This window comes from Streptomyces sp. SAS_270, assembly GCF_052543295.1.
In genome coordinates this window covers 1-24,529 of the sequence record NZ_JBMNDS010000083.1, presented here as the reverse complement: position 1 = coordinate 24,529, position 24,529 = coordinate 1, and the positions used below count along the sequence as shown (strand labels likewise).

Annotated in this window: 5 protein-coding genes and 1 pseudogene; 5 read left to right on the top strand and 1 reads right to left on the bottom strand. The window is 73.9% G+C overall.

Annotated elements, in window-relative coordinates; all coding sequences use genetic code 11:
- Positions 1-13 precede the first annotated feature (13 nt).
- Positions 14-865, bottom strand: a complete 852-nt coding sequence (locus ACN6LB_RS37385) for a mycofactocin-coupled SDR family oxidoreductase (RefSeq protein WP_445029753.1) — start codon at positions 863-865, stop codon at positions 14-16.
- A gap of 239 nt (positions 866-1,104) precedes the next feature.
- Here ACN6LB_RS37385 and ACN6LB_RS37380 point away from each other — a divergent pair, with 239 nt between their 5' ends.
- The 5 genes and pseudogenes from ACN6LB_RS37380 to ACN6LB_RS37360 form a co-directional block, all read left to right on the top strand.
- A complete protein-coding gene (locus ACN6LB_RS37380; protein ID WP_445029752.1) occupies positions 1,105-4,179 on the top strand; it encodes a BTAD domain-containing putative transcriptional regulator in 3,075 nt (1,024 codons plus the stop codon).
- Between the two features lie 340 nt (positions 4,180-4,519).
- Positions 4,520-5,755: an FAD-dependent monooxygenase gene (locus ACN6LB_RS37375; protein WP_445029751.1), complete on the top strand. Its 1,236-nt coding sequence runs from the start codon at positions 4,520-4,522 to the stop codon at positions 5,753-5,755.
- Positions 5,756-6,213: 458 nt separating this feature from the next.
- Positions 6,214-22,638, top strand: a complete 16,425-nt coding sequence (locus tag ACN6LB_RS37370; RefSeq protein WP_445029750.1) for an SDR family NAD(P)-dependent oxidoreductase — start codon at positions 6,214-6,216, stop codon at positions 22,636-22,638.
- A gap of 27 nt (positions 22,639-22,665) precedes the next feature.
- A pseudogene (locus ACN6LB_RS37365) lies at positions 22,666-24,018 on the top strand (type I polyketide synthase); the annotation flags it as partial.
- A gap of 50 nt (positions 24,019-24,068) precedes the next feature.
- Positions 24,069-24,529, top strand: a 461-nt coding sequence (locus ACN6LB_RS37360; RefSeq protein ID WP_445029749.1) for a flavin reductase family protein, incomplete at its 3' end; no start/stop codon positions are given.

The following is a 24,529-nucleotide window of genomic DNA, read 5'->3' as shown; positions in this document are numbered from 1 at the left end:
ACCGGCGGCGGGGTCACAGACCCAGCTTCACCTGGGCGCCACCGTCTATCTTCAGGTGCAGGCCGGTGACGTAACGCGACTCCTCCGAGGCCAGGTAGACCACCGCGTGCGAGACGTCGCCGGGAGTGACATACGGGATCGGCATGGCCTGGATGCCGGTGAAGATGGGCAGCGCGTCCTCGACGGTCGGCTGCTCCTTGTCGGGCATGAACGCCTGGTAGACCGCGTCGTTGAGGAGCATCTCCGTCTCGACGTTCGTCGGGTGCACGGCGTTGACCCTGATCGCCCGCTGGGCCACCAGCTGGGAGAGCGTGTTGACGTACTCGACGAGGGAGTGCTTCGCGAAGCGGTAGCCGGCGAAGCCCGGGCCGGCCTGCGAGACGTCGGCGTGGCCGGGCTGCAGCCCGACGATCGAGCCGACGATGATGATCGAGGCGCCCTCGCCGAGGTGCGGCAGCGCCGCGTGGACGGTGTTGAGGACCCCCGACAGGTTGATGTCGACGGTGTCGATGTACGCCTCGATCGGACGGTTCGCCCCGATCGGCAGGATGCCGGCGTTGGGGATGACCACGTCCAGGCGGCCGAGTTCGGCCACCCCCTCGTCGACGGCCTGGCGCAGCGCGGCCCGGTCGCGCACATCGGCGACCTTGACCACCGCGCGCTGCCCGCTCTTGCGCACCAGCCGGGCCGTCTCCTCCAGCTCTTCGGTGCCGGCCAGCGGGTAGGGCACGCTGGTGACCTCGCCCTCGCCCAGGTCGATGACGATGACGTCCGCGCCCTCCTCCGCCAGCCGCACCGCGTGGCTGCGGCCCTGACCGCGGCCCGCACCGGTGATGACCGCTACTTTTCCTGCCAGCCGGCCCATAGGGCCCTCCCTTTGTATTCGGTGCAGCCCACCAATAGGGCATTGACTCGCCTCATTATTGGTGCGTTCGCACCGCTCACAACGAGCCAATGACCCCTAAACAAATAGGGGGATGCCCGAAAAGAATCAGCCCCCTCGGCGCGGCGGCGCGCCGGGGGTGTCTCCCGCCCCGCCCGCCCCCGGGGCCACGCCGGGCGGGCCCGCTCATGGCGGCGGCCGAAGTGAGGGACAATCTTTCCGTGCAGTTCACGATTCTGGGACCGATGGAAGCGCGGACCGCCGCAGGCGAGCCGCTCGAGCTCGGCGGCGCACGGCTGCAGTTGCTGCTGGGACTGCTGCTGGAGGACGTGGGCAAGGTGGTCTCCACCCAGCGGCTGATCGAGGAGGTCTACGGCGACGAGCCGCCCGCCAGCGCCGCCAACGCGCTGCAGTCCCAGATCTCCCGGCTGCGCCGCCGGCTCGGCGTCACCATCGAGTCGCTGCCGCACGGCTACCGCCTCGACGTCGACCCCGACGCCATCGACGCCCACCGCTTCGAACGCCTGGCCCGCCAGGGCCGCGAGCTGCTCGCCCACGGCGATCACCGGCGGGCCGCCGCCCTGCTGCGCGAGGCGCTCGCCCTGTGGCGCGGACAGGCCCGCACCCCGGCCGCCGTACGCCTGGAGGAACTGCGCCTGGCCGCCCTGGAGGACCGCATCGAGGCCGAACTGGCGCTGGGTGAATCCACTGCGCTGGTAGCGGAGTTGCGGCAGCTGGTGGCGGCCCATCCGCTGCGCGAGCAGCTGTGCGCTCTGCTGATGCGGGCCCTGCACGCGTGCGGCCGGCGCGCCGAGGCGCTGAGCGTCTATGCCGAGCTGCGGGCCACCCTCGCCGAGGAACTGGGCACCGACCCCTCGGCCGAACTGTCCGGCCTGCACCAGGAGTTGCTGCGCTCCGACGGCCTGGCGGGCGGCATCACCCCGCGCGGCGTGCCCGCCCAGTTCACCAGCTTCGTCGGCCGCGATGAGGAACTGCACCGCATCCGTGAACTGGTCGCCAGCGCCCGCCTGGTCACCCTCATCGGACCCGGCGGCGTCGGCAAGACCCGCCTGGCGGTGGAGGCGGCGAGCCGGGAGCGCGCCGACGACGTCTGTTTCGTGGAACTCGCCCCGCTGGAGGACGGCCGCCAGATCCACGCCACCGTGCTGACCGCGCTGGGCCTGCGGCCCGGCGCCGACGGCGCGCGCGGCCCCGAGGAACGCCTGGTGACCGCCCTGGCCGAACGCCGGCTGCTGCTGGTGCTGGACAACTGCGAACACGTCGTCGAGGACACCGCACAGCTGGCCCGGCGGCTGCTGGGCGCCTGCCCGGGAGTGCGGATCTTGTGCACCGGCCGCGAGGCCCTGGGACTGACCGGCGAGGCACTGTGCCCGCTGCCCCCGCTGGAACGCCGCTCCGCCGTCCAGCTGTTCACCGACCGCGCGGTGGCCGTCTCCCCGGGCTTCGCCCTCGACGCGGAGCGGGCCGCGCTGGTGGAGTGGATGTGCACCGCACTGGACGGGATGCCCCTGGCGCTGGAACTCGCCGCGGCACGGCTGCGCACATTGAGCGTGCAGGACATCGCCGCCCGCCTCGACGACCGCTTCAAACTCCTCTCCCGCGGCGATCGCACGGCCGACCCCCGCCACCGCACCCTGCGCTCCGTGGTGGAGTGGAGCTGGGACCTGCTGGACGCCGACGAACGGGCGCTGGCCCGCCGGCTGACCGTGTTCGCCGGCGGCGCCACCCTGGCCGCCGCCGAAGCGGTGTGCGCCCTGCCCGACACCGAACAGCTGCTGGACTCCCTGGTGGGCAAGTCACTCGCCGAGACCCGCGAGGGCCGGGTGACCATGTTCGAGACGGTCCGCGCGTTCTGCGCCGAACAGCTGGTGCACGCCGGCGAACAGGAGACGTTCAGGCGGGCGCACGCCGGACACTTCCTGCAACTGGCCGAGCGCGCCGAACCCTGGCTGCGCCGCAGCGAACAGGTGCAGTGGCTGGCCGTGCTCGGCGCCGAACAGGGCAACCTCGAAGCAGCCCTGCGCTGGTCACTGACCGCCGACCAGAACATTGCACTGCGCCTGATGGCCGAACTGACCTGGTACTGGTGGCTGCGCGGACTGACCGTCGAACACGCCACCCCCGCCGCCGCCCTGCTCACCGCCCTGGGCGACAGCCCGCCGCCGGGACTGGACGAGGAGTACGCGCTGTGCGCGCTCAACGCCCACACCCAATGGGCCCTCAAACCCTCCGGCAGCCCCGCTGCGCAGCCCCAGCAGCAGTGGCTCGACCGGGCCGACGCGGTGCTGCTGGGCATCGACCGGCCACTGCGCCGGCCGATCCTGACCGTGCTGCGGGCCCTGATCGCCGGCCCCGGGCGGGCCGCCGACGAGGACACCCGGCGCCGGCAGATCGGCGCCGACCCCTGGTCGCGGGCGGTGGGGCTGATGGGCGACGGATTCCAGCCGTGGTTCGGCGGACAGCCGGAGAAGGCGGAGGCACAGTTCGCCAGCGCGCTGGCCCACTTCCGCCAGACCGGCGATCGCTGGGGGATGGCCAACTGCTTCGACCCGCTGGCCATGTTCGCCGACTGGCGCGGCGATCACGAACAGGCGCTGGCCCACCTGGACGAGGCGATGGTCCTGGTCGGCCAGCTGGATGCACCCGAGGAGATGGCCGGCCTGCTGTGCCACCGCGCCGACGCGCTGCTGCACTGCGGGGACTTCGAGCGCGCCGGCGCGGACTACGGGCGGGCCGCCGAACTGGCCCGCCGGGTCGGCAGCTCGGACAAGGTGGCCCTGGCCCAGCTGGGCCTGGGCGACGTGCAGCGGCTGCGCGGCGACATGGCCGGCGCCCGCCAGTGGTACGAACGAGGACTCGCCTCCTGCAAGGACCACTGGTTCGGCGGGGCGCTGATCCAGCGCCTGCACACCGCCCTGGCCCGCGCCGCCGAGGCCGACGGGCGCGCCGCCGAGGCCCGCTCCTTCCACCAGCAGGCCCTGCACACCGCCCTGGACATGCGCACCCCCGCCGACCTGGCACAGGCCGCCGAAGGCCTGGCGGGCCTCGCGGTCCTGGAAGGCGAGGGGGAACACGCGGCGCTGCTCCTGGGCGCCGCGGTGTCCCTGCGCGGCATGGCCGTCGCCGGCGACCCCGACGTCGCCCGCACCGCGGCAGCCGCCCGCGCCCACACCGGCGAGGCGGCCTACACCCACGCCCACACCCGGGGCCGCGCCCTGACCCTGCCGCAGGCCCTGACCCTGCTGCACGGCCACCGCACCCCGGCCGGCACCTGAACCCACCACCCACCGGCGGCCCGGCACCGGCATCCCCGCGATGCCCGCGGTGCCGGGGTGCCCGGGGGTGCCCGGGGTGGCGGGCGGTGCGCGCCGCCGGGTGCCACCGCCGCCGCCCCGGGCGCTGACCGGCCGGCGCCGCCGGCACCGGCCGCCCCGGCCGGCGGGGCAGGAAAGGAGCTGCTCACGGCGGTGCGGCGGCCGGTTTCGGGGACGCTGACGGCGCCCGGTCAGGGGCGGTCAGCGCGCGGTGCCCGCGCGGTCAGCGGCGGGCGCCAACCTCTTGTGCAGAAGGCGACAACGGCGCCGAGCACGCGTCACTGACCAAGAGGAGCCCCCCATGAACGAGCAGACCCGCACCCCCGCCGGCCGCCGCGTCCTGATCTCCGGCGCGAGCATCGCGGGCCCCGCCCTGGCGCTGTCCCTCAGCCGCCACGGCTACCAGGTCACCGTCGTCGAAAAGGCCCCCGCCCTGCGCGGCGGCGGCTTCGCGGTGGACTTCCGCGGCGCGGTGCACCGCACGGTGCTGGAGGACCTCGGCGTGTGGGAGGAGGTCAACCGCCACCAGACCCACATGGGCGAGCAGACGTTCGTCGACGAGAACGGCACCGAACAGATGCGGCTGGACGCGTCGTTCATGAGCGGCGACGTGGAGATCTTCCGCGGTGACCTCTCCCGCATCCTGTACGAACGCTCCAGGAACAACGTGGAGTACGTCTTCGGCGACTCCATCACCTCCCTCACCGAGACCGCCGAGGAGATCCACGCCACCTTCGAGCGATCCGCCCCCCGCACCTTCGACCTGGTGGTCGGCGCCGACGGCCTGCACTCCAACGTCCGCCGCCTGGCCTTCGGCGACGAGTCGCAGTTCCTGCACCACCTCGGCTACTACGTGGCCGGCTTCGACGTCCCCAACCACCTCGCCCTGGACCGCACCGCCCGCTGGTTCAACGCCCCCGGCCGCGGCATCTGCCTCAACAACTACGGCCGCGACCCGCACACCGCGGGCGTGCTGATGGTCTTCGCCGCCGAGCAGCCCCTCGTCTACGACCGCCACGACACCGCCCAGCACAAGCGGCTGCTCGCCGAGCGCTACGCCGGCCTGGGCTGGGAGGTGCCGCGCATCCTGCAGGCCCTGGAGCACACCGACGACGTCTACCTCGACGCCGTCGCCCAGATCCGCATGGACCGCTGCTCCACCGGCCGGGTGGTGCTGCTGGGCGATGCCGGCTACGGCGCCACCATGGGCGGCATGGGCACCGGACTCGCCGTCGTCGGCGCCCACGTCCTGGCCGGTGAACTGGCCACCCACGCCGACCACCGCACCGCGTTCGCCGCCTACGAGGCCCGTATCCGCAAGTTCGCCCAGGGCTGCCAGAAGACGGCCGGCGGCGCCGGACCGATGCTCGCCCCCGCCACCACCGGCCGCATCCGCCGCCGCAACCGCATCTACAAGGCGCTCAACTCCCCGCTCCTGGCCGGATACCTGACCCGGCTGACCGTGAAGTCGGCCACCGACATCGAGCTGCCGCACTACCCCCGCCCCACCCCCCTGGCCCCCGTGTCCGCCCGCTGACCCCACCCACCCACCCACCCACCCGCCGCCGCTGCTGCGGGCGGGCGGGCCGGTTCGCCCCGGGGGATGCCTCAGGCATCACCCGGGGCCCGCCCGTTTTCCGGCGGAACTCCAGAACAATTCAAGGCGCCCGCGACGGCCGTCCACCGCCCCGCCTTCTAGGGGGAGATAGGGGTGTGAGCGCCGCGGCGCCTCCCCTACCGTGGCTGTCGGGGTTTTCGGACCCTCCCTCTTTTTTCCTTTTCACGGACCGGTCCGCAAAACCGCGGCGGGCACGCAGCCGCCTCGGTGGGAGGCAGGCCACGCCGGGCCGAGATCGGAAATACCCCCGCTGAATTCAATGGCCGGGCAGGGGCGGATAGGGGTGGGGGAGAAGTGCGCCGCCGCTTTAGAGTCACAAGTCCCGGTCCGCTACCGGGCATTTTCCGATTCATGTTTTTCCGCGATATCGCAACAGGGTGTGGAGTATGCAGATGAGCGGGTACGGAAGCTTTGTCTCGGACCTTGAGCGTGCCCGACTCGAGTCGCTTCCCCCCGGGGAGCAACTCCGCCTCCTGCTCGACCTGGTGAGCTCCCGCGCCGCGGAGATCCTGCGGCAGCTGACGCCCGGGTCGGAGCAGGAGCAGCCGCGGCCGCTGGTGGCCGAGCGGCCCTTTCGCGAGCAGGGCCTGGACTCCCTCGCCCTGGTCGCCCTGCAGCAGCGGCTGAACAAGGCGACCGGGCTGTCCCTGCCGCCCACCGTCGGCTTCGACCACCCCACCCCGGCCGCACTCGCCGAGCACCTGCGCACCGAGGTGCTCGGGCTGTCCGCCGCCGTGCCCGCCGCCCAGCCCGCCGTACGGCGCCACGACGCGGACGAGCCGATCGCCGTCGTCGGCATCGGCTGCCGCTACCCCGGGGGAGTGCGCTCCGCCGAGCAGCTGTGGCAGCTGGTCGCCGAGAGCCGGCACGCCCTGGAGCCGTTCCCCACCGACCGCGGCTGGGACCTGGAAGCGCTCTACCACCCCGACCCCGAGACGCCCGGCACCACCTACGTCAAGCACGGCGGATTCCTGCCGGACGCCGGGCACTTCGACGCGGAGTTCTTCGGGATCTCCCCGCGCGAGGCCCTCGCCATGGACCCCCAGCAGCGCCTGGTCCTGGAGACGGTGTGGGAGGCACTGGAGCGCACCGGCACCGACCCCGACACCCTGCGCGGCACCCGTACGGCCGTCTTCATCGGCGCCGAGCCGCAGGAGTACGGCACCCGGCTGCACGAGGCACCCGACGGGCTCGACGGCTACCTGCTGACCGGCAACGCGCCCAGCGTCATCTCCGGCCGCGTCGCCTACACCCTGGACCTGGACGGCCCCACCCTCACCGTCGACACCGCCTGCTCCTCCTCGCTGGTCGCCCTGCACCTGGCCGTGCAGTCCCTGCGGGCCGGCGAGTCCACCCTCGCCCTGGCCGGCGGGGTCGCCGTCATCGGCAGCCCGGGTGTCTTCACCTCCTTCAGCCGGCAGCGCGGCCTGGCCCCCGACGGCCTGTGCAAGCCCTTCGCGGCCGCCGCCGACGGCACCGGATTCTCCGAGGGCGTCGGCGTGCTGGTCCTGGAACGCCTCAGCGACGCCCGCCGAAACGGCCACCCCGTCCTGGCCCTGGTGAAGGGCTCCGCCGTCAACCAGGACGGCGCCAGCAACGGCATCACCGCACCCAGCGGCCCCGCCCAGCAGCGGGTGGTGCGCGCCGCCCTCGCCGACGCCGGACTCGACGGCGCGGACGTCGACCTGGTCGAGGCCCACGGCACGGGCACCACGCTGGGCGACCCGATCGAGGCGCACGCCCTCATCGCCGCCTACGGCCCCGGCCGCCCCGACGGCCAGCCGCTGCGGCTGGGCTCGGTGAAGTCGAACATCGGCCACACCCAGGCCGCCGCCGGCGCCGCCGGCGTCATCAAGGTGATCATGGCGATGCGCGCCGGAGTGCTGCCGCGCACCCTGCACGTCGACGCCCCCTCACCCAACGTGGACTGGTCGGCCGGCACGGTGGAACTCCTCACCCAGGAGCTGCCCTGGCAGCCCGGCCCCACCCCCCGCCGCGCGGGCGTCTCCTCCTTCGGCGTCAGCGGCACCAACGCCCACGTCATCATCGAGGAAGCACCCCAGCAGCCCGCCCCCGACACCACCCCCGCACCCGCCGCCACACCCGTCGCCTCTGCGCCCGTCGCCTCGGCGTCCGCCGCACCTGTTCCGGTGCCCGTCGCGTTCTCCGCACGCGGCGACGGCGCGCTGCGCGCCCAGGCCGGCCGGCTGCTGGAACTGCTGGAGCAACAGCCCGACACCTCACCCGGCGCGCTCGGCCGCGCCCTGGCCACCACCCGGGCCGTGCACCGCCACCGGGCCGTGGCCGTTGCCGCGGACCGCGAGGAACTGCTGCGGGCGCTGCGCGCCGCCGCCGAGGGCACCGCCGACCGGGCGCTCACCCGGGGCACCGCCCACGGCGGACGGCTGGCCTTCCTGTTCACCGGCCAGGGCAGCCAGTTCGCCGAAATGGGCCGCGAACTCTACGCCGCCTACCCGGTGTTCGCGAAGGCCCTGGACGCCGCGATCGGCCGCCTCGACCTCCAGCTCGAACGCTCCCTGTGGGACGTGCTGTTCGCCCCGCACGGCTCGGCGGACGCCGCCCTGCTCGACCAGACGATGTACGCGCAAAGCGCCCTGTTCGCCCTCGAGGTCGCCCTCTTCAGGCTGCTGGAGTCCTGGGGCCTGCACCCCCACTACCTGGCCGGTCACTCCCTGGGCGAACTGAGCGCCGCGCACGCCGCCGGCGTCCTGGACCTGGACGACGCCGCCATCCTGGTGGCCGCCCGCGGCCGGCTGATGCAGGCGCTGCCCGCCGACGGCGCCATGGCCGCCCTGCAGGCCACCGAGGAGGAGGCCCGCGCCCACCTCGGCGACCGCGTCAGCATCGCCGCCGTCAACGGCCCCGACGCGGTGGTCGTCTCCGGCGAGACCAGCGAAGTGCTGCGCATCCAGGCGCACTTCGAGGCGATCGGCCGCAAGACCAAGCGGCTGCGGGTCAGCCACGCCTTCCACTCGCCGCTGATGGAACCGATGCTCGCCGAGTTCGCCCGCATCACCAGCGTCCTGGACTTCAAGCCCCCGACGATCCCGGTGGTCTCCAACGTCACCGGCCGCATCGCCACCGCCGCCGAACTGACCTCCCCCCACTACTGGGTCCGCCACGTGCGGGAAGCGGTCCGCTTCGCCGACGGCACCCGCGCCCTGCGCGACGCCGGCGTCACCACCTTCCTGGAGATCGGCCCGGACGCGGTGCTGTCCGCGATGGCCCGCGCCGCCCTCGCCGAGGACCCCAACGCCGGCGAGAACAGCGACGCCGGCGACGAGGGCGTGGTCTTCGCCGCCGCGCAACGCCGCGGCCGCGAGGGCCGCCGCGAACTGCTCACCGCCCTCGCCACCGTCCACACCCGCGGCGCCGGCGTCGACTTCGCCGCCCTGCACCCCGCCGACCTGCCCCCCCTCGACCTGCCCACCTACCCCTTCCAGGGCCGCCGCTACTGGCTGCAGGCCCCCGCCGGCGCAGGCGACGCGGCAGCACACGGCCAGATCGCCCTGACCCACCCGCTGCTCGGCGCGGCCGTCCCGCTGGCCGACCACAGCGGCGAGATCCTGCTCACCGGCCGGCTGTCCCCGCACACCCAGCCGTGGCTGGCCGACCACCGCATCTCCGGCGTGCTGCTGCTGCCCGGCACCGCCTTCGTGGAACTCGCCGTCCAGGCCGGCAACCAGGCCGGCTGCGCCCACCTCGACGAACTGAACCTGCTCACCCCGCTGGCCCTGCCCCAGGGCGGCGCGGTCATCCTGCAGGCCGTGCTGCGCGCCCCCGACGCCGAGGGCCGCCGCGACCTCACCTTCCACTCCCGCCCCGAGTCCGCCCCCGACGACGCCCCCTGGACCCAGCACGCCACCGCCGTCCTCAGCCCCGACCCGGCCCCCGCCCCCGCCCCCCTGCCCGGCCAGGGCCAGTGGCCGCCGCCCGGCGCCCGGCCCGTCGACCTGAGCGGCCTGTACGAGCGGATGGCCGACCAGGGCTACGGCTACGGCCCCACCTTCCAGGGCCTGCGCGCGGTGTGGCGGGCCGACGGCGAGGCCTACGCCGAAGTGGCCCTGCCCGCCGACCACACCGCCGACGCCGCCGCGTTCGCCCTGCACCCGGCGCTGCTCGACGCCGTCCTGCAATCCACCGACCTGGCCACCGACCAGCCGCCCTCCACCCAGACCCGGCTGCCGTTCGCCTGGAACGGGGTGACGCTGTACTCCACCGGCGCCACCACCCTGCGCGTACGCATCGTGCCCCAGGGCCCCGACGCCGCCGCCCTGAGCCTGTACGACACCACCGGCGCCCCCGTCGCCCAGGTCGACGGCTTCCTGGTACGCCCGGTGGCCCCGGACACGCTGCGCGCCGCCCGCCCGCTGCCCCTGCGCCTGGACTGGCACCCCGTCCAAACCCCCCACCCCACCACCGCCCCCGCCCAGCCTCCGGCTGTTCACACCGTCACCGCACCGGCCGGCACCGACGTGCCCGCCGCAGTGCGCGCCACCACCGCCGCCGCCCTGGCCCGCATCACCGCACACCTGGCCGACCCGGACAGCGACTCCACCCTCCTGGTCCTCACCCACGGCGCGATCGCCGCCGCCCCCGGCGACACCGGCGACCCGGTGCAGGCCCCGGTGTGGGGCCTGGTGCGCGCCGCGCAGGCCGAGCACCCCGGCCGCTTCGTCCTCCTCGACCTCGACACCGACACGGCCGCGCCGGCCGACCTCGCCCTCACCGCCGCCGGCGGCGAAGGCGAACTCGCCCTGCGCGCGGGCCGCTTCCTCGCCCCCCGCCTGGTCGCCGGCGAACCGGCCGAACCGGCCGAACTGCCCTGGGACCCCACCGGTTCGGTGCTGGTCACCGGCGGCACCGGCGGCCTGGGCGCCCTGGTGGCCCGCCACCTGGTGAGCGAACACGGCGTACGCCACCTCATCCTGACCAGCCGCCGCGGACCCGACGCGCCAGGCGCCGCGCAGCTGCACGAGGAACTGACCGCACTGGGCGCCGAAGTCACCCTGGCCGCCTGTGATGTGGCCGACCGTCAGGCACTGGCCGCACTGATCGCCGCCGTCCCGGACCGGCACCCGCTGACCGGCGTCATCCACACCGCCGGCGTCACCGACGACGGACTGCTCACCTCCCTCACCCCCCAGCGGTTCGACACCGTCCTGGCCCCCAAGGCCGACGCCGCCTGGCACCTGCACGAACTCACCGCCGACCTGGACCTGAAAGCCTTCGTGCTCTTCTCCTCCACCGCCGGCTACCTCGACGGCGCCGGACAGGCCAACTACGCCGCCGCCAACGTCTTCCTCGACGCCCTCGCCCACCACCGCCGCACCCAGGGCCTTGCCGCCACCTCGCTGGCCTGGGGCCTGTGGACCGGCGACCGGGGCATGGGCGCCCACCTCGACGCCGCCGCCCTGCAGCGCATCGCCCGCCTGGGCCTGGAACCCCTCGGCCCCGACGAGAACCTCGCCCTGCTCGACGCCGCCCTCACCGTGGACCGGGCCGTGCAGATACCCATCCGCGTCGACCGGCACGCCCTGCAAACCCGCACCGACGGCATCCCACCGCTGCTCACCGCCCTGGCCCCCACCCCGCTGCGCCGCACCGCCGCAGCCGGCCGGCCCACCGAGGCCCTCACCGAGGGCCTCGCCCACAGCCTCGCCGCCCTGCCCGACGCCGAACGCACCCAGGCCCTGCTCGACCTGGTCCGCACCCAGATCGCCGCCGTCCTCGGCCACGACGGCGCCGCCGCCGTCGAGCCCGGCCGGGCCTTCAGCGAAACCGGCTTCGACTCCCTGGCCGCCGTGGAACTGCGCAACCAGCTCAAGGCCGCCACCGGACTGCGCCTGCCCGCCACCCTGATCTTCGACTACCCCAACCCCAAAGCACTCGCCGCCTACCTCGCCTCCCGCCTCACCGGCGACACCACCACCCCGGCCCGCACCCCGGCCACCGCCCCCACACCCGCCCTCGACGACGAACCCATCGCGATCGTCGCCATGAGCTGCCGCTACCCGCACGGCGTCCAAAGCCCCGAAGACCTGTGGCAACTGGTCGCCGAGGGCCGCGACGCCGTCACCGCCTGGCCCACCGACCGCGGCTGGGACCAGAGCCTGTACGACCCCGAGCCCGGCATCTCAGGAAAAAGCTCCAGCAACGAGGGCGGATTCCTGCACACCGCCGCCGACTTCGACCCCGAACTGTTCGGCGTCAGCCCGCGCGAAGCCCTCGGCATGGACCCCCAGCAGCGACTGCTGCTCGAAATCACCTGGGAAGCCTTCGAACGCGCCGGCATCAACCCGCGCTCCGTACGCGGCAGCGACACCGGCGTCTTCGCCGGCGTGATGTACCACGACTGGGCCACCCGCCTGCACGAGGTGCCCGAGGAAGTCGCCGGCTACATCGGCAACGGCAGCCTGGCCAGTGTCGTCTCCGGCCGCCTGTCCTACGTGTTCGGCCTGGAAGGCCCCGCCGTCACCGTCGACACCGCCTGCTCCTCCTCACTGGTCGCCCTGCACTGGGCCATCCAGGCACTGCGCCGCTCCGAGTGCTCCCTCGCCCTGGCGGGCGGCGTCACCGTGATGGCGACACCGGACACCTTCCTCGACATGAGCCGCCAGCGCGGCCTGGCCTCCGACGGCCGCTGCAAGTCCTTCGCCGCCGCCGCCGACGGCACCGGCTGGGGCGAAGGCGCCGGCATGCTGCTGCTGGAACGCCTCTCCGACGCCCGCGCCCACGGCCACCCCGTCCTCGCCGTCATCAAGGGCACCGCCGTCAACCAGGACGGCGCCAGCAACGGCCTCACCGCCCCCAACGGCCCCTCCCAGGAACGGGTCATCACCCAGGCCCTGGCCGCCGCCGGACTGAACGCCGCCGACGTCGACGCCGTCGAGGCCCACGGCACCGGCACCACCCTCGGCGACCCCATCGAAGCCCAGGCCCTGCTCAACACCTACGGCCAACACCGCCCCGACAACGGCACCCCGCTGCGACTGGGCTCCATCAAGTCCAACCTCGGCCACACCCAGGCCGCCGCAGGCGTCGCCGGCATCATCAAGATGGTCGAGGCCATCCACCACGGCGTCCTGCCCAAGACCCTGCACGTCGACGCACCCACCGCCAAGGTCGACTGGACCGACGGCGCGGTACAACTGCTCACCGAGGCCCAGCCCTGGCCCGCCACCCCGGACCGCCCGCGCCGCGCCGGCATCTCCTCCTTCGGCATCAGCGGCACCAACGCCCACGTCATCATCGAAGAACCCGCCGAAGAGCCAGCCCCCCAACCCGCCCCCCTCACCGCGCCCGTCCTCGCCTGGCCGGTATCCGGCAAGACCCCCCAGGCCGTCCGCGCCCAGGCCCAGCGGCTGCGCTCCCACCTCGACACCCTGCCCGACCACGACCTCGCCGCCGCAGGCCTCGCCCTGGCGACCACCCGCGCCGGCCTCGACCACACCGCCACCGCCACCGCCACCGACCGCACCGACCTCGCCCAGGCCCTCGAATCCATCACCACCGGCCACTCCATCACCGAGGCCACCACCGGAAAACTCGCCTTCCTGTTCACCGGACAGGGCGCGCAGCGCATCGGGATGGGCCGTGAACTGCACGCCGCGTTCCCGGTGTTCGCCGACGCCTTCGACGCCGTACTGGCCGAGCTGGAACCGCTGCCGCTGCGCGAGGTGATGTGGGGGGAGGACGCCGAACGGCTGAGCCGTACGGAGTTCACCCAGCCCGCGTTGTTCGCGCTGGAGGTGGCGCTGTACCGGCTCCTCGAATCGTGGGGCGTCAAGCCCGACTACCTGGCCGGGCACTCGATCGGTGAGTTCGCGGCCGCGCACGTCTCCGGGGTGCTGTCCCTGGCGGATGCGGCGAAACTCGTGACCGCGCGGGGCCGGTTGATGCAGGCGCTGCCGGAGGGCGGTGCGATGGTCGCCCTGCAGGCCACCGAGGACGAGGTACGCCCGCTGCTGGCCGACGGTATCGGTATCGCCGCCGTCAACGGACCCACCGCAGTGGTCGTCTCCGGTGTGGAGGCGGAAGCTTTGCGGATCAAGGCGCACTTCGAGGCGGAGGGCCGTAAGACCACTCGTCTGAAGGTGTCCCACGCCTTCCACTCCCCGTTGATGGAGCCGATGCTCGCCGACTTCCGTGCCGTCGCACAGCAGTTGACGTACGCCACTCCCTCCATCCCGATCGTGTCCACCCTCACCGGCGCCCTCGTCGGCGAGGAGTTGGGTGATCCGGAGTACTGGGTCCGTCATGTGCGTGAGGCGGTGCGTTTCGCGGACGCCGTAAGGGCGTTGGAGTCGGCGGGTGTGGGTACGTTCGTCGAGCTGGGTCCGGATGCGGTGCTCACGGCGATGGGCCGGCAGTCCGCCGAGGACGCGGCCTTCGTGCCCACCCTGCGCCGCGACCGCGACGAAACCCGCGAGACAGTGTCCGCGCTGGGCCGGCTGCACGCGCTCGGCATCCAGGTCGACTGGGCCGCCTACTACGGCGCCCCCGAACACATACCGCCCTACACCGACCTGCCGACCTACGCCTTCCAGCGTGAGCGCTACTGGCTGGACGCCACCGCTCCCGGCGCGGGCGACGTCGGCTCCGCGGGCCTGACAGCGCTCGACCACCCCGTGCTCAGCGCCCTGGTCAGCTCGCCCGAGCCCGAGGGCGGGGTGACGCTGACCGGCCGGCTTGTGGCGGCCGGTTCGTGGGTGGCGGATCACGTGGTGCTGGGCAGTGTGCTGCTGCCGGGCACGGCGTTCGTGGAGCTGGCGGTACGGGCCGGCGACGAGGCCGGCTGCCGCCGGCTGGAGGAACTGACGCTGGAAGCGCCCCTGGTGGTCCCCGAACACGGCGGCGTCCAGGTCCAGGTCGTCGTCGGCGAACCCGATGCCTCCGGGGTGCGCGGCGTGAGCGTGCACTCGCGGCCGGAGGGCTCGGCTGACGCCTGGGTGCGCCACGCGTCGGGTTCGGTGGCGCCGGGGGAGGGCACGGCCGGGTTCGATCTGGTGCAGTGGCCGCCGGCCGATGCTCAGCCGCTGGTGGTGGAGGGCGCGTACGAGGCACTGGCGGGCCGCGGGTATGGCTACGGTCCGGCATTCCAGGGGCTGAAGGCGGCCTGGCGGCGAGGAGAGGACGTGTTCGCCGAGGTGGCGCTGCCCGCCCAGGCACACGCGGACGCCGCCCGCTTCGGCCTGCACCCCGCCCTGCTGGACGCCGCCATGCACGCCGACCTGCTCGGCGAGGACGGCGCCGCCGAGGGCGACACCCTGCTGCCGTTCTCCTGGAACGGGATCACCCTGCACGCGGCCGGCGCCACCGAACTGCGCGTCCACATCCGCCGGGTGCGAGGCGACGAGCTGTCCGCCATGTGGGTGGCCGACGCCACCGGCCAGCCGGTCGCCACCGTCGAGGAACTCGTCTCGCGTCCCGTGGCCTCCGAACAGCTCGCCGCGGCAGGCAACCGGCACACCGAGTCCCTCTTCCGGGTCGGCTGGCAGGAACTGCCCCTGCCCGAGACCGTCACCGAAACGGTCGTAGCACTGCCCGGACTGCCCCAACTGGGCGACGACATCGCCCAGTTCACCGACCTGGCCCAACTCGCCGACTGGATCGCAACGCACGGACAGGCACCCGGCACAGTGCTGGCCCCGCTGGCGCCCACCGAGGGCGACGACGTCCTGGCGGCCACCCGGGCCCACTGCGCCGACGTCCTCGACCTGGTCCAGACATGGTCGGCCGACGAACGCTTCGCCGCATCCCGGCTGGTCTTCGTCACCCGCTACGCAGTCGCCGCCCGGCTCTCCGACACCCTCGACGCGGCCCAGGCCCCGGTGTGGGGCCTGGTGCGGGCGGCGGAGGCCGAGAACCCGGGCCGGTTCGCGCTGCTGGACACCGACGCACACGAGGAGTCCCTCGCCGTCCTGGCCGCCGCCGCAAGCAGCGGCGAAGGCGAACTCGCCGTGCACGGCGGCCACTTCGCCGTCCCCCGGCTGCTGGCGGCCAAGCCCTCCCAGGGCACCGAACCGCCCTGGGACCCCACCGGTTCGGTGCTGGTCACCGGCGGCACCGGCGGCCTGGGCGCCCTGCTGGCCCGCCACCTGGTGACCGAGCACGGCGTACGCCACCTGATCCTGACAAGCCGGCGGGGAGCGGACGCGCCCGGCGCCGGGCAGCTGCGCGAGGAGCTGACCGCACTCGGCGCCGAAGTCACCCTGGCCGCCTGTGATGTGGCCGACCGTCAGGCGCTGGCCGCACTGATCGCCGCCGTCCCGGACCGGCACCCGCTGACCGGCGTCATCCACACCGCCGGCGTCACCGACAGCGCCCTGGTCGGCGAGCTCACCCCCGAGCGGTTCGACACCGTGATGGCCCCCAAGGCCGACGCGGCCTGGCACCTGCACGAACTCACCGCCGACCTGGACCTGAAAGCCTTCGTGCTGTTCTCCTCGGCGGGCGGCCTCGTCCTGGCCGCCGGACAGGCCAACTACGCCGCCGCCAACGTCTTCCTCGACGCCCTCGCCCACCAGCGCCGCAGCCAGGGCCTCGCGGCCACCGCCCTCGCCTTCGGCATGTGGAACGTGGACACCGGCATGGGCACGGTCACCGACGCCGACCTGGACCGGATGCGCCGCCTGGGCCTGCCCGCCCTGGACGCGGCCGACGCCCTGGCCCTGTTCGACGCGGCCCTGGCCACCGGCGCCCACCACATCATCCCGCTACGGGTCGACGGCGCAGCGCTGGGCGCCCGCAGCGAACAACCGCCCGCGCTGCTGCGCGGCCTGGTCCGCGGCACCGGCCGCCGTACCGCCCGCACCGCCCAGGACGGCGGCGCGGACGGCTTCGCCCAGCGGCTGGCCGCACTCGGCGACACCGAACGCGACCGCACCGTCCTCGAACTGGTCCGCGCCCAGGTCGCCGCCGTCCTCGGCCACCGCAGCGGGGAGTCGGTCAGCCCGGAGAAGGCCTTCCGCGAGCTGGGCTTCGACTCCCTCGCCGCCGTCGAACTGCGCAACGCCCTGAACGCGGCCACCGGCCTGAAACTGCCCGCCACCCTGGTCTTCGACCACCCCAACTGCCGCGCCGTCGCCACCCTGATCAAGGAAAAGACCGGCGCCGGCGTATCCTCCACCCGCCCCGCCGCCCGCCCCACACGCACCACCGCGACCGGCACCAACGACCCGGTCGCGATCGTCGCCATCAGCTGCCGCTTCCCCGGCGGGGTGCGCTCCGCCGACGACCTGTGGCAGCTGCTGCTCGACGAGCGCACCGCCACCACCCCCTTCCCCACCGACCGCGGCTGGGATGCGCAGGCCATCTTCGACCCCGAGCCGGGCACCCCCGGCCGCACCTACACCATCGAGGGCGGATTCCTGCACGACGCGGGGGAGTTCGACCCCGAGTTCTTCGACATCATGCCCCGCGAGGCGCTGGCGATGGACCCCCAGCAGCGGCTGCTGCTGGAGGCCGCCTGGGAGGCCCTGGAGCGCACCGGCACCGACCCCACCACGCTGCGCGGCACCCGCACCGGCGTGTACGTCGGCTCCATGTACCACGAGTACGCCACCCAGGCCGGGCAGGTCACCGACGACCTCGCCGCCTACCTCGGCAACGGCAGCGCCGGCAGCATCGCCTCGGGCCGCATCTCCTACACCCTGGGCCTGGAAGGGCCGGCCGTCACCGTCGACACCGCCTGCTCCTCCTCGCTGGTCGCCCTGCACATGGCCTGCCAGGCACTGCGGCAGGGCGAGGTCGATCTGGCGCTGGCCGGCGGTGTCACCGTGATGCCGACACCGGACATCTTCGTCGACTTCAGCCAGCAGCGCGGGCTCGCCCCCGACGCCCGCTGCAAGTCCTTCGCCGCCGCCGCCGACGGCACCGGCTGGTCCGAGGGCATCGGCCTGCTCGCCGTGGAGCGGCTGTCCGACGCCCGCGCCCACGGCCACCCCGTCCTCGCGGTGATCCGCGGCTCGGCGATCAACCAGGACGGCGCCAGCAACGGCCTGACCGCCCCCAACGGCCCCTCCCAGGAGCGGGTCATCGACCAGGCCCTGAAGGCGGCCGGGCTAGGCACCGGCGACGTCGACCTGATCGAGGGCCACGGCACCGGCACCCGGCTCGGCGACCCCATCGAGGCGCAGGCCCTGCTCGCCACCTACGGCCAAGACCGCCCCGAGGACCGGCCGGTCTACCTCGGCTCCATCAAGTCCAACATCGGACACGCCCAGGCCGCCGCCGGCGTCAGCGGCGTCATCAAGGCGGTCATGGCCCTGCGCCACGCCTACCTGCCCAAGACCCTGCACGTCGACGCGCCGTCGCCGAACGTGGACTGGACGGCCGGCTCGATACGGCTGCTGACCGAGGCCATGCCATGGCCGAAGTCCACCGGCCCGCGCCGGGCCGCCGTCTCCTCCTTCGGCCTGAGCGGCACCAACGCCCACGTCATCCTCGAACAGGCCCCCAACCCTGCCCCGGTCCCCGACGCCCCCAAGCCCGCCCCCGACGCGCCGGCCCCGGCCGTCCTGCCGCTCGTGCTCTGCGCCAAGAACGCCAAGAGCCTGCCCGCCCAGGCCGACCACCTCCACGCCCACCTGACGGCGAATGCGGAGCTGAGCCTGCTCGACGTGGCCGCCTCCCTGGCGACCTCCCGCGCGGCCCTGGACCACCGCGTCGCCTTCACCGCCGCCGACCGCGACGAGGCCCTGGCCGCGCTGGCCGCCCTGGCCGAGAGCCGCCCCGTCCCCGGCGCGGTCACCGCCCGCGACCGCTCCGACGGCCTGACCGCCTTCCTGTTCACCGGGCAGGGGGCGCAGCGCATCGGGATGGGACGTGAACTGCACGCCGCCCACCCGGTGTTCGCCGACGCCTTCGATGCGGTACTGGCTGAGATCGATGCGCCGCTGCGCGAGGTGATCTGGGGTGAGGACGCCGAACGGTTGAGCCGTACGGAGTTCACCCAGCCGGCGTTGTTTGCGCTGGAGGTGGCGCTGTACCGGCTCCTCGAGTCGTGGGGGATCAGGCCGGACTATCTGGCCGGGCACTCGATCGGTGAGTTCGCTGCCGCGCATGTGTCCGGGGTGCTGTCCCTGGCGGATGCGGCGAAACTTGTCGTGGCGCGGGGCCGGTTGATGCAGGCGCTGCCGGAGGGCGGCGCGATGGTCGCCCTGCAGGCCACCGAGGACGAGGTACGCCCGCTGCTGGCCGACGGCGTGGGCATCGCCGCCGTCAACGGGCCCACCGCGGTGGTCGTCTCCGGGGTCGAGGCGGAAGCTTTGCGGATCAAGGCGCACTTCGAGGCGGAGGGCCGTAAGACCACCCGTCTGAAGGTCTCCCACGCCTTCCACTCCCCGCTGATGGAGCCGATGCTCGCCGACTTCCGCGCCGTCGCACAGGAATTGACGTACAACGAGCCTTCCATCCCGATCGTGTCCACCCTCACCGGCGCCCTCGTCGGTGAGGAGCTGGGGGATCCTGAGTACTGGGTCCGCCACGTCCTTGAGGCGGTCCGTTTCGCCGACGCGATCGGGACGTTGGAAGCTGCGGGTGTCGGTACGTTCGTCGAGCTGGGGCCGGATGCGGTGCTCACGGCGATGGGCCGGCAGTCCGCCGAGGACGCGGCCTTCGTGGCCACCCTGCGCCGCGGACGGCCCGAGACGCGGGAAGCGGCCGCCGCGCTGGCGCACCTGCACGCGCTGGGTGCCCGCCCGGACTGGGCCGCCGTGTACCCGGGAGCCCGGCGGGTGGAACTGCCGCCCTACGCCTTCGAGAAGCGGCACTTCTGGCTCACCCCGCAGGAGCAGCCCGAGGCCGTGGGCGCCACCGACGCCGCCGGGCTCGGACTCGTCGACGCCGGACACCCCCTGCTCGGTGCGGTCCTGTCGCTGCCTGATGGCGGGGCGGTGCTGACCGGCCGGTTGGTGGCGGCCGGTTCGTGGGTGGCGGATCACGTGGTGCTGGGCAGTGTGCTGCTGCCGGGCACGGCGTTCGTGGAGCTGGCGGTGCGGGCCGGTGACGAGGTCGGCTGCGGCCGGCTGGAGGAACTGACCATGGAGGCACCGCTGGTGGTGGCGCAGGGCGGCGCGGTCGCCCTGCAGGTCGTCGTCGGCGGCCCGGATGCCTCCGGGGTGCGCGGCGTGAGTGTGCACTCGCGGCCGGAGGGCTCGGCTGACGCCTGGGTGCGCCATGCGTCGGGTTCGGTGGCGCCGGGGGAGGGCGCGGCCGGTTTCGATCTGGTGCAGTGGCCGCCGGCCGGTGCTCAGCCGCTGGTGGTGGAGGGCGCGTATGAGGCGCTGGCGGGCCGCGGGTATGGCTACGGTCCGGCGTTCCAGGGGCTGAAGGCGGCCTGGCGGCGGGGCGAGGATGTGTTCGCCGAGGTGGCGCTGCCCGCCCAGGCGCACGCGGAGGCGGCCCGCTTCGGTCTGCACCCCGCCCTGTTCGACGCGGCCAGCCATGTGGATCTGCTGGACGACGCCGACAGCACGGTGTTGCCGTTCGTCTGGAGCGGGATCACCCTGCACGCGGCCGGCGCCACCGAACTGCGCGTCCACCTGCGGCGGATCGGCGACGACGTCACCCGGCTGCAGCTGGCCGATGCCACCGGGCAGCCGGTGGCATCCGTCGACAAGCTCATCGCCCGTCCCGCCGCGGCCCGGCAGCTGACCGCCGATCCGGCGGCGGCCGCAAGCGAGGCGGTGTTCCGCTTCACCTGGCCGCAGGGCCCGGCCCTGACCCCCGACGGCGCCACCCTGCCGCTGCTGGAGACGGTGCGCGAAGCCGCCGCCGGGCAGAGCGTCCCGCCCCACGTCCTGCTTGCGGTGCCCTCCCACACCGGCGAGGACACCGGCGACCTGGGCGCAGTGGCCCGCACGCGCACCCTTCAGGTGCTGGCCGCCGCGCAGAGCTGGCTCACCGACCCGCGGTTCACTGCGTCCACGCTGGTGGTGTGCACCCGGGGCGCGGTGGCGGTCGCCGACGGCGAGGACCCCGACGTCACGCAGGCCCCGGTGTGGGGCCTGATCAGGGCCGCGCAGACGGAGAACCCGGGCCGCTTCGTGCTGCTGGACACCGACGGCAGCGACGCCTCGGCGCAGGCCGTCGCCGCGGCGGCCGCCTGCGGCGAGAGCGAGCTGGCGCTGCGCGAGGGCCGCACCCATGTGCTGCGGCTGGCCCCCGCGGCCGCGAAGGGCCTCGCCGAACTGCCCTGGGACAGCATGGGTTCGGTGCTGGTCACCGGCGCCACCGGCGGCCTGGGCGCCCTGGTGGCCCGCCACCTGGTGACCGAACACGGCGTACGCCACCTGATCCTGACCAGCAGGCGGGGAGCGGACGCGCCCGGCGCCGGGCAGCTGCGCGAGGAGCTGACCGCACTCGGGGCCGAAGTCACTTTGGCCGCCTGCGATGTGGCCGACCGTCAGGCGCTGGCCGCACTGATCGCCGCCGTGCCGGACCGGCACCCGCTGACCGGTGTGGTGCACGCCGCGGGCGTCGTCGACGACGGACTGCTCACCTCGCTGGCCGCCGACCGGGTGGATGCCGTACTGCGGCCCAAGACCGACGCGGCCTGGCACCTGCACGACCTGACCCGCGACCTCGGTCTGAAGGCGTTCGTGCTGTTCTCCTCCACCACCGGCTTCTTCGACAACGGCGGCCAGGCCCCCTACGCGGCCGGCAACGTCTTTTTGACCGCGCTCGCCCAGCACCGCCGCGCCCAGGGCCTGGCGGCCACCGCGCTGGTGTGGCACCTGTGGGCCGGCGACGGAATGGCCGCCGCGCTCAGCGACGCCGTCGTCGAACGCCAGCGCCGCCTGGGCATCCCGGCGATGGACCCGCACGACGGACTCGCCCTCCTGGACGAGGCGCTCACCGCCGGCGAGGCACTGCTCGCGCCGCTGCGGCTGGACCGTGACGCACTGCGGGTGCTGGCCCAGCCGCCGGCCCTGCTGGCCCACCTGAGCAGTCCTCCCGCGGCGGCACCGCGCAGCCCGGCCCGCGCCGCCGCCCGCACCGTCTTGCCGTCCGCCGCCCGGCCACCGCAGTCGCTGGCCGAGCAGCTGGCCGGCCTGGAGGAGACGGAGCAGCTGCGCACCGTCCTGGATCTGGTGCGCAGCCACGTCGCGGTGGTGTGCCACGCCGAACCCGCCTCGATCGATGTGCGGCGCGGCTTCACCGAGCTGGGGCTGGACTCGCTGGCGGCGATCGAGCTGCGCAACGCCCTCGCGGAGACCTCCGGGATCCGGCTGCCGGCCACGCTGATGTTCGACTACCCCAACGCCGAGGCGCTGGCCCGCTTCCTGCTGGAGGAAATCGATGTGCCGGCCGTGGCGCCGGCGGCGGACGTGGAGGAAGGGCCGAAATCCCTGACGCAGGAACTGACCGGCCTGGAGGAGACGGAGCAGCTGCGGGCCGTCCTGGACCTCGTCCGCTTCCACGTCGCGGTGGTGCGCCACGCCGAACCCGCGTCGATCGACGTGCGGCGCGGCTTCACCGAGCTGGGGCTGGACTCGCTGGCGGCGATCGAGCTGCGCAACGCCCTGGCGCAGGCCTGCGGGATCCGGCTGCCGGCCACGCTGATGTTCGACTACCCCAACTCCGAGGCGCTGGCCCGCTTCCTGCTGGAGGAGCTGGCGCCGCCGACCGCCGAGCAGGTCGCCCCGCCGGTGCCGGTGGGCGTCAGCGGCGCGGGCGGCGATCGGCCGGGCGTCGGCGACCTCAAGGGCATGGCGGTGGAAGACCTGGTGCGGGCGGCTCTGGGAGCCGTCACGTCCCCTGGAAACGAAGGCTGAGGGCGGACAACGATGGAAGTCGACCAGATAGTCGAGGCGCTGCGCGCCTCCATGATCGACAATGAGCGGCTGCGCCGCCAGAACGAGGAGCTGGAGCGGGCCGCCGCCGAACCCCTCGCGGTCATCGGCATGGCCTGCCGGTTCGCCGGCGGCGTCGACACCCCCGACGACCTGTGGCAGATGCTCCTGGAGGGCCGCGACGGCGTCAGCGAGTTCCCCACCGACCGCGGCTGGGACGTGGAGGCGCTCTACGACCCCGACGGCGGCCCGGGGCGGACCATCACCCGCCGGGGTGCCTTCCTGCACGACGCGGCCGAGTTCGACGCCGACCTCTTCGGCATCTCACCGCGCGAGGCGGAGGAGATGGACCCCCAGCAGCGGCTGCTGCTGGAGAGCGCGTGGGAGACGCTGGAGAACGCCCGCATCGACCCGCTGTCCGTGCACGGCAGCAACACCGGCGTGTTCGCCGGGCTCATGTACCACGAGTACGAGGGCGCCAGCACCGGCGGCAGTCTGGTCAGCGGCCGGATCGCGTTCACCCTCGGCCTGGAGGGGCCAGCCGTCACCGTCGACACCGCCTGCTCCTCCTCGCTGGTCGCCGTCCACCTGGCGGCGCGCTCGCTGCGGCAGGGCGAGTGCTCGCTGGCTTTGGCGGGCGGCGTCACCGTGATGGTCGCGCCCGAGACGTTCCAGTACTTCACCAAGCAAAAGGGCCTGTCCAAGGACGGCCGGTGCCGGTCGTTCGCGGCGGCGGCCGACGGCACCGGCTGGGGCGAGGGCAGCGCGATGCTGCTTTTGGAACGGCTCTCGGACGCCCGCCGCAACGGGCGCCGCATCCACGCCGTCATCCGCTCCACCGCCCTCAACCAGGACGGCGCCTCCAGCGGCATCACCGCCCCCAACGGGCCCGCCCAGCAGCGGGTGATCAAGCAGGCGCTCGCCCAGGCCGGGCTGGGCTACCAGGACGTGGACGCGGTGGACGCGCACGGCACCGCCACCCGGCTGGGCGATCCGATCGAGGCGCAGGCGCTGCTGGCCACCTACGGCAAGGACCGCCCCGAGGACCGGCCGCTGTGGCTGGGCTCGGTCAAGTCCAACCTGGGGCACACCCAGGGCGCCGCCGGCGCCGCCTCACTGATCAAGATGATCCTCGCCCTGCGCGAGGGTGTGCTGCCGCGCACCCTGCACGTCGACGAGCCGACCCCGCACGTCGACTGGAGTGCCGGGCAGGTGCGGCTGCTGACGGCGCAGCAGCCCTGGCCGTCCACCGGCCGCCCGCGCCGGGCCGGGGTGTCCTCCTTCGGCATCAGCGGCACCAACGCACACGTGATCCTCGAACAGGCGCCGCCCCCGGCGGGCGCCGAGCCCGCACCGCCCGCCGCTGCGGCCTGACCCGTACGACGCGGACCCTCAGGAAGGACGTGGGCCAGATGGCCACCCAAACCAGCACCCCCACCCTCGAACACCGCGTCGACACCGACGCGTTCCGGCAGGTGCTCTCCCGCTTCTGCAGCGGCGTCACCATCATCACCGGCCTGAGCGAGGACGGCGGGCGCACCGTGCCGGCCGGCCTGACCTGCCAGTCCTTCTTCTCCCTCTCCCTCGACCCGGCCCTGGTGGCCTTCTCGGTCGCCAGGACCTCCAGCACCTGGCCGAAGATCGCGCCGTCCGGCGCGTTCTGCGTCAACGTGCTCAGCTCGGCACAGCAGATGCTGTGCCGGTCGTTCGCCGTGAGCGGGTCCGACAAGTTCGCCGGACAGGACTGGCTCCCTGCGCCGGCCACCGGATCGCCCGCCCTGCCCGGCTCTTTGGCCTGGATCGACTGCGCCGTCGACACGGTGCACCCCGGAGGCGACCACTGGCTCGTGGTCGGCCGGGTCCTGCAAGATCG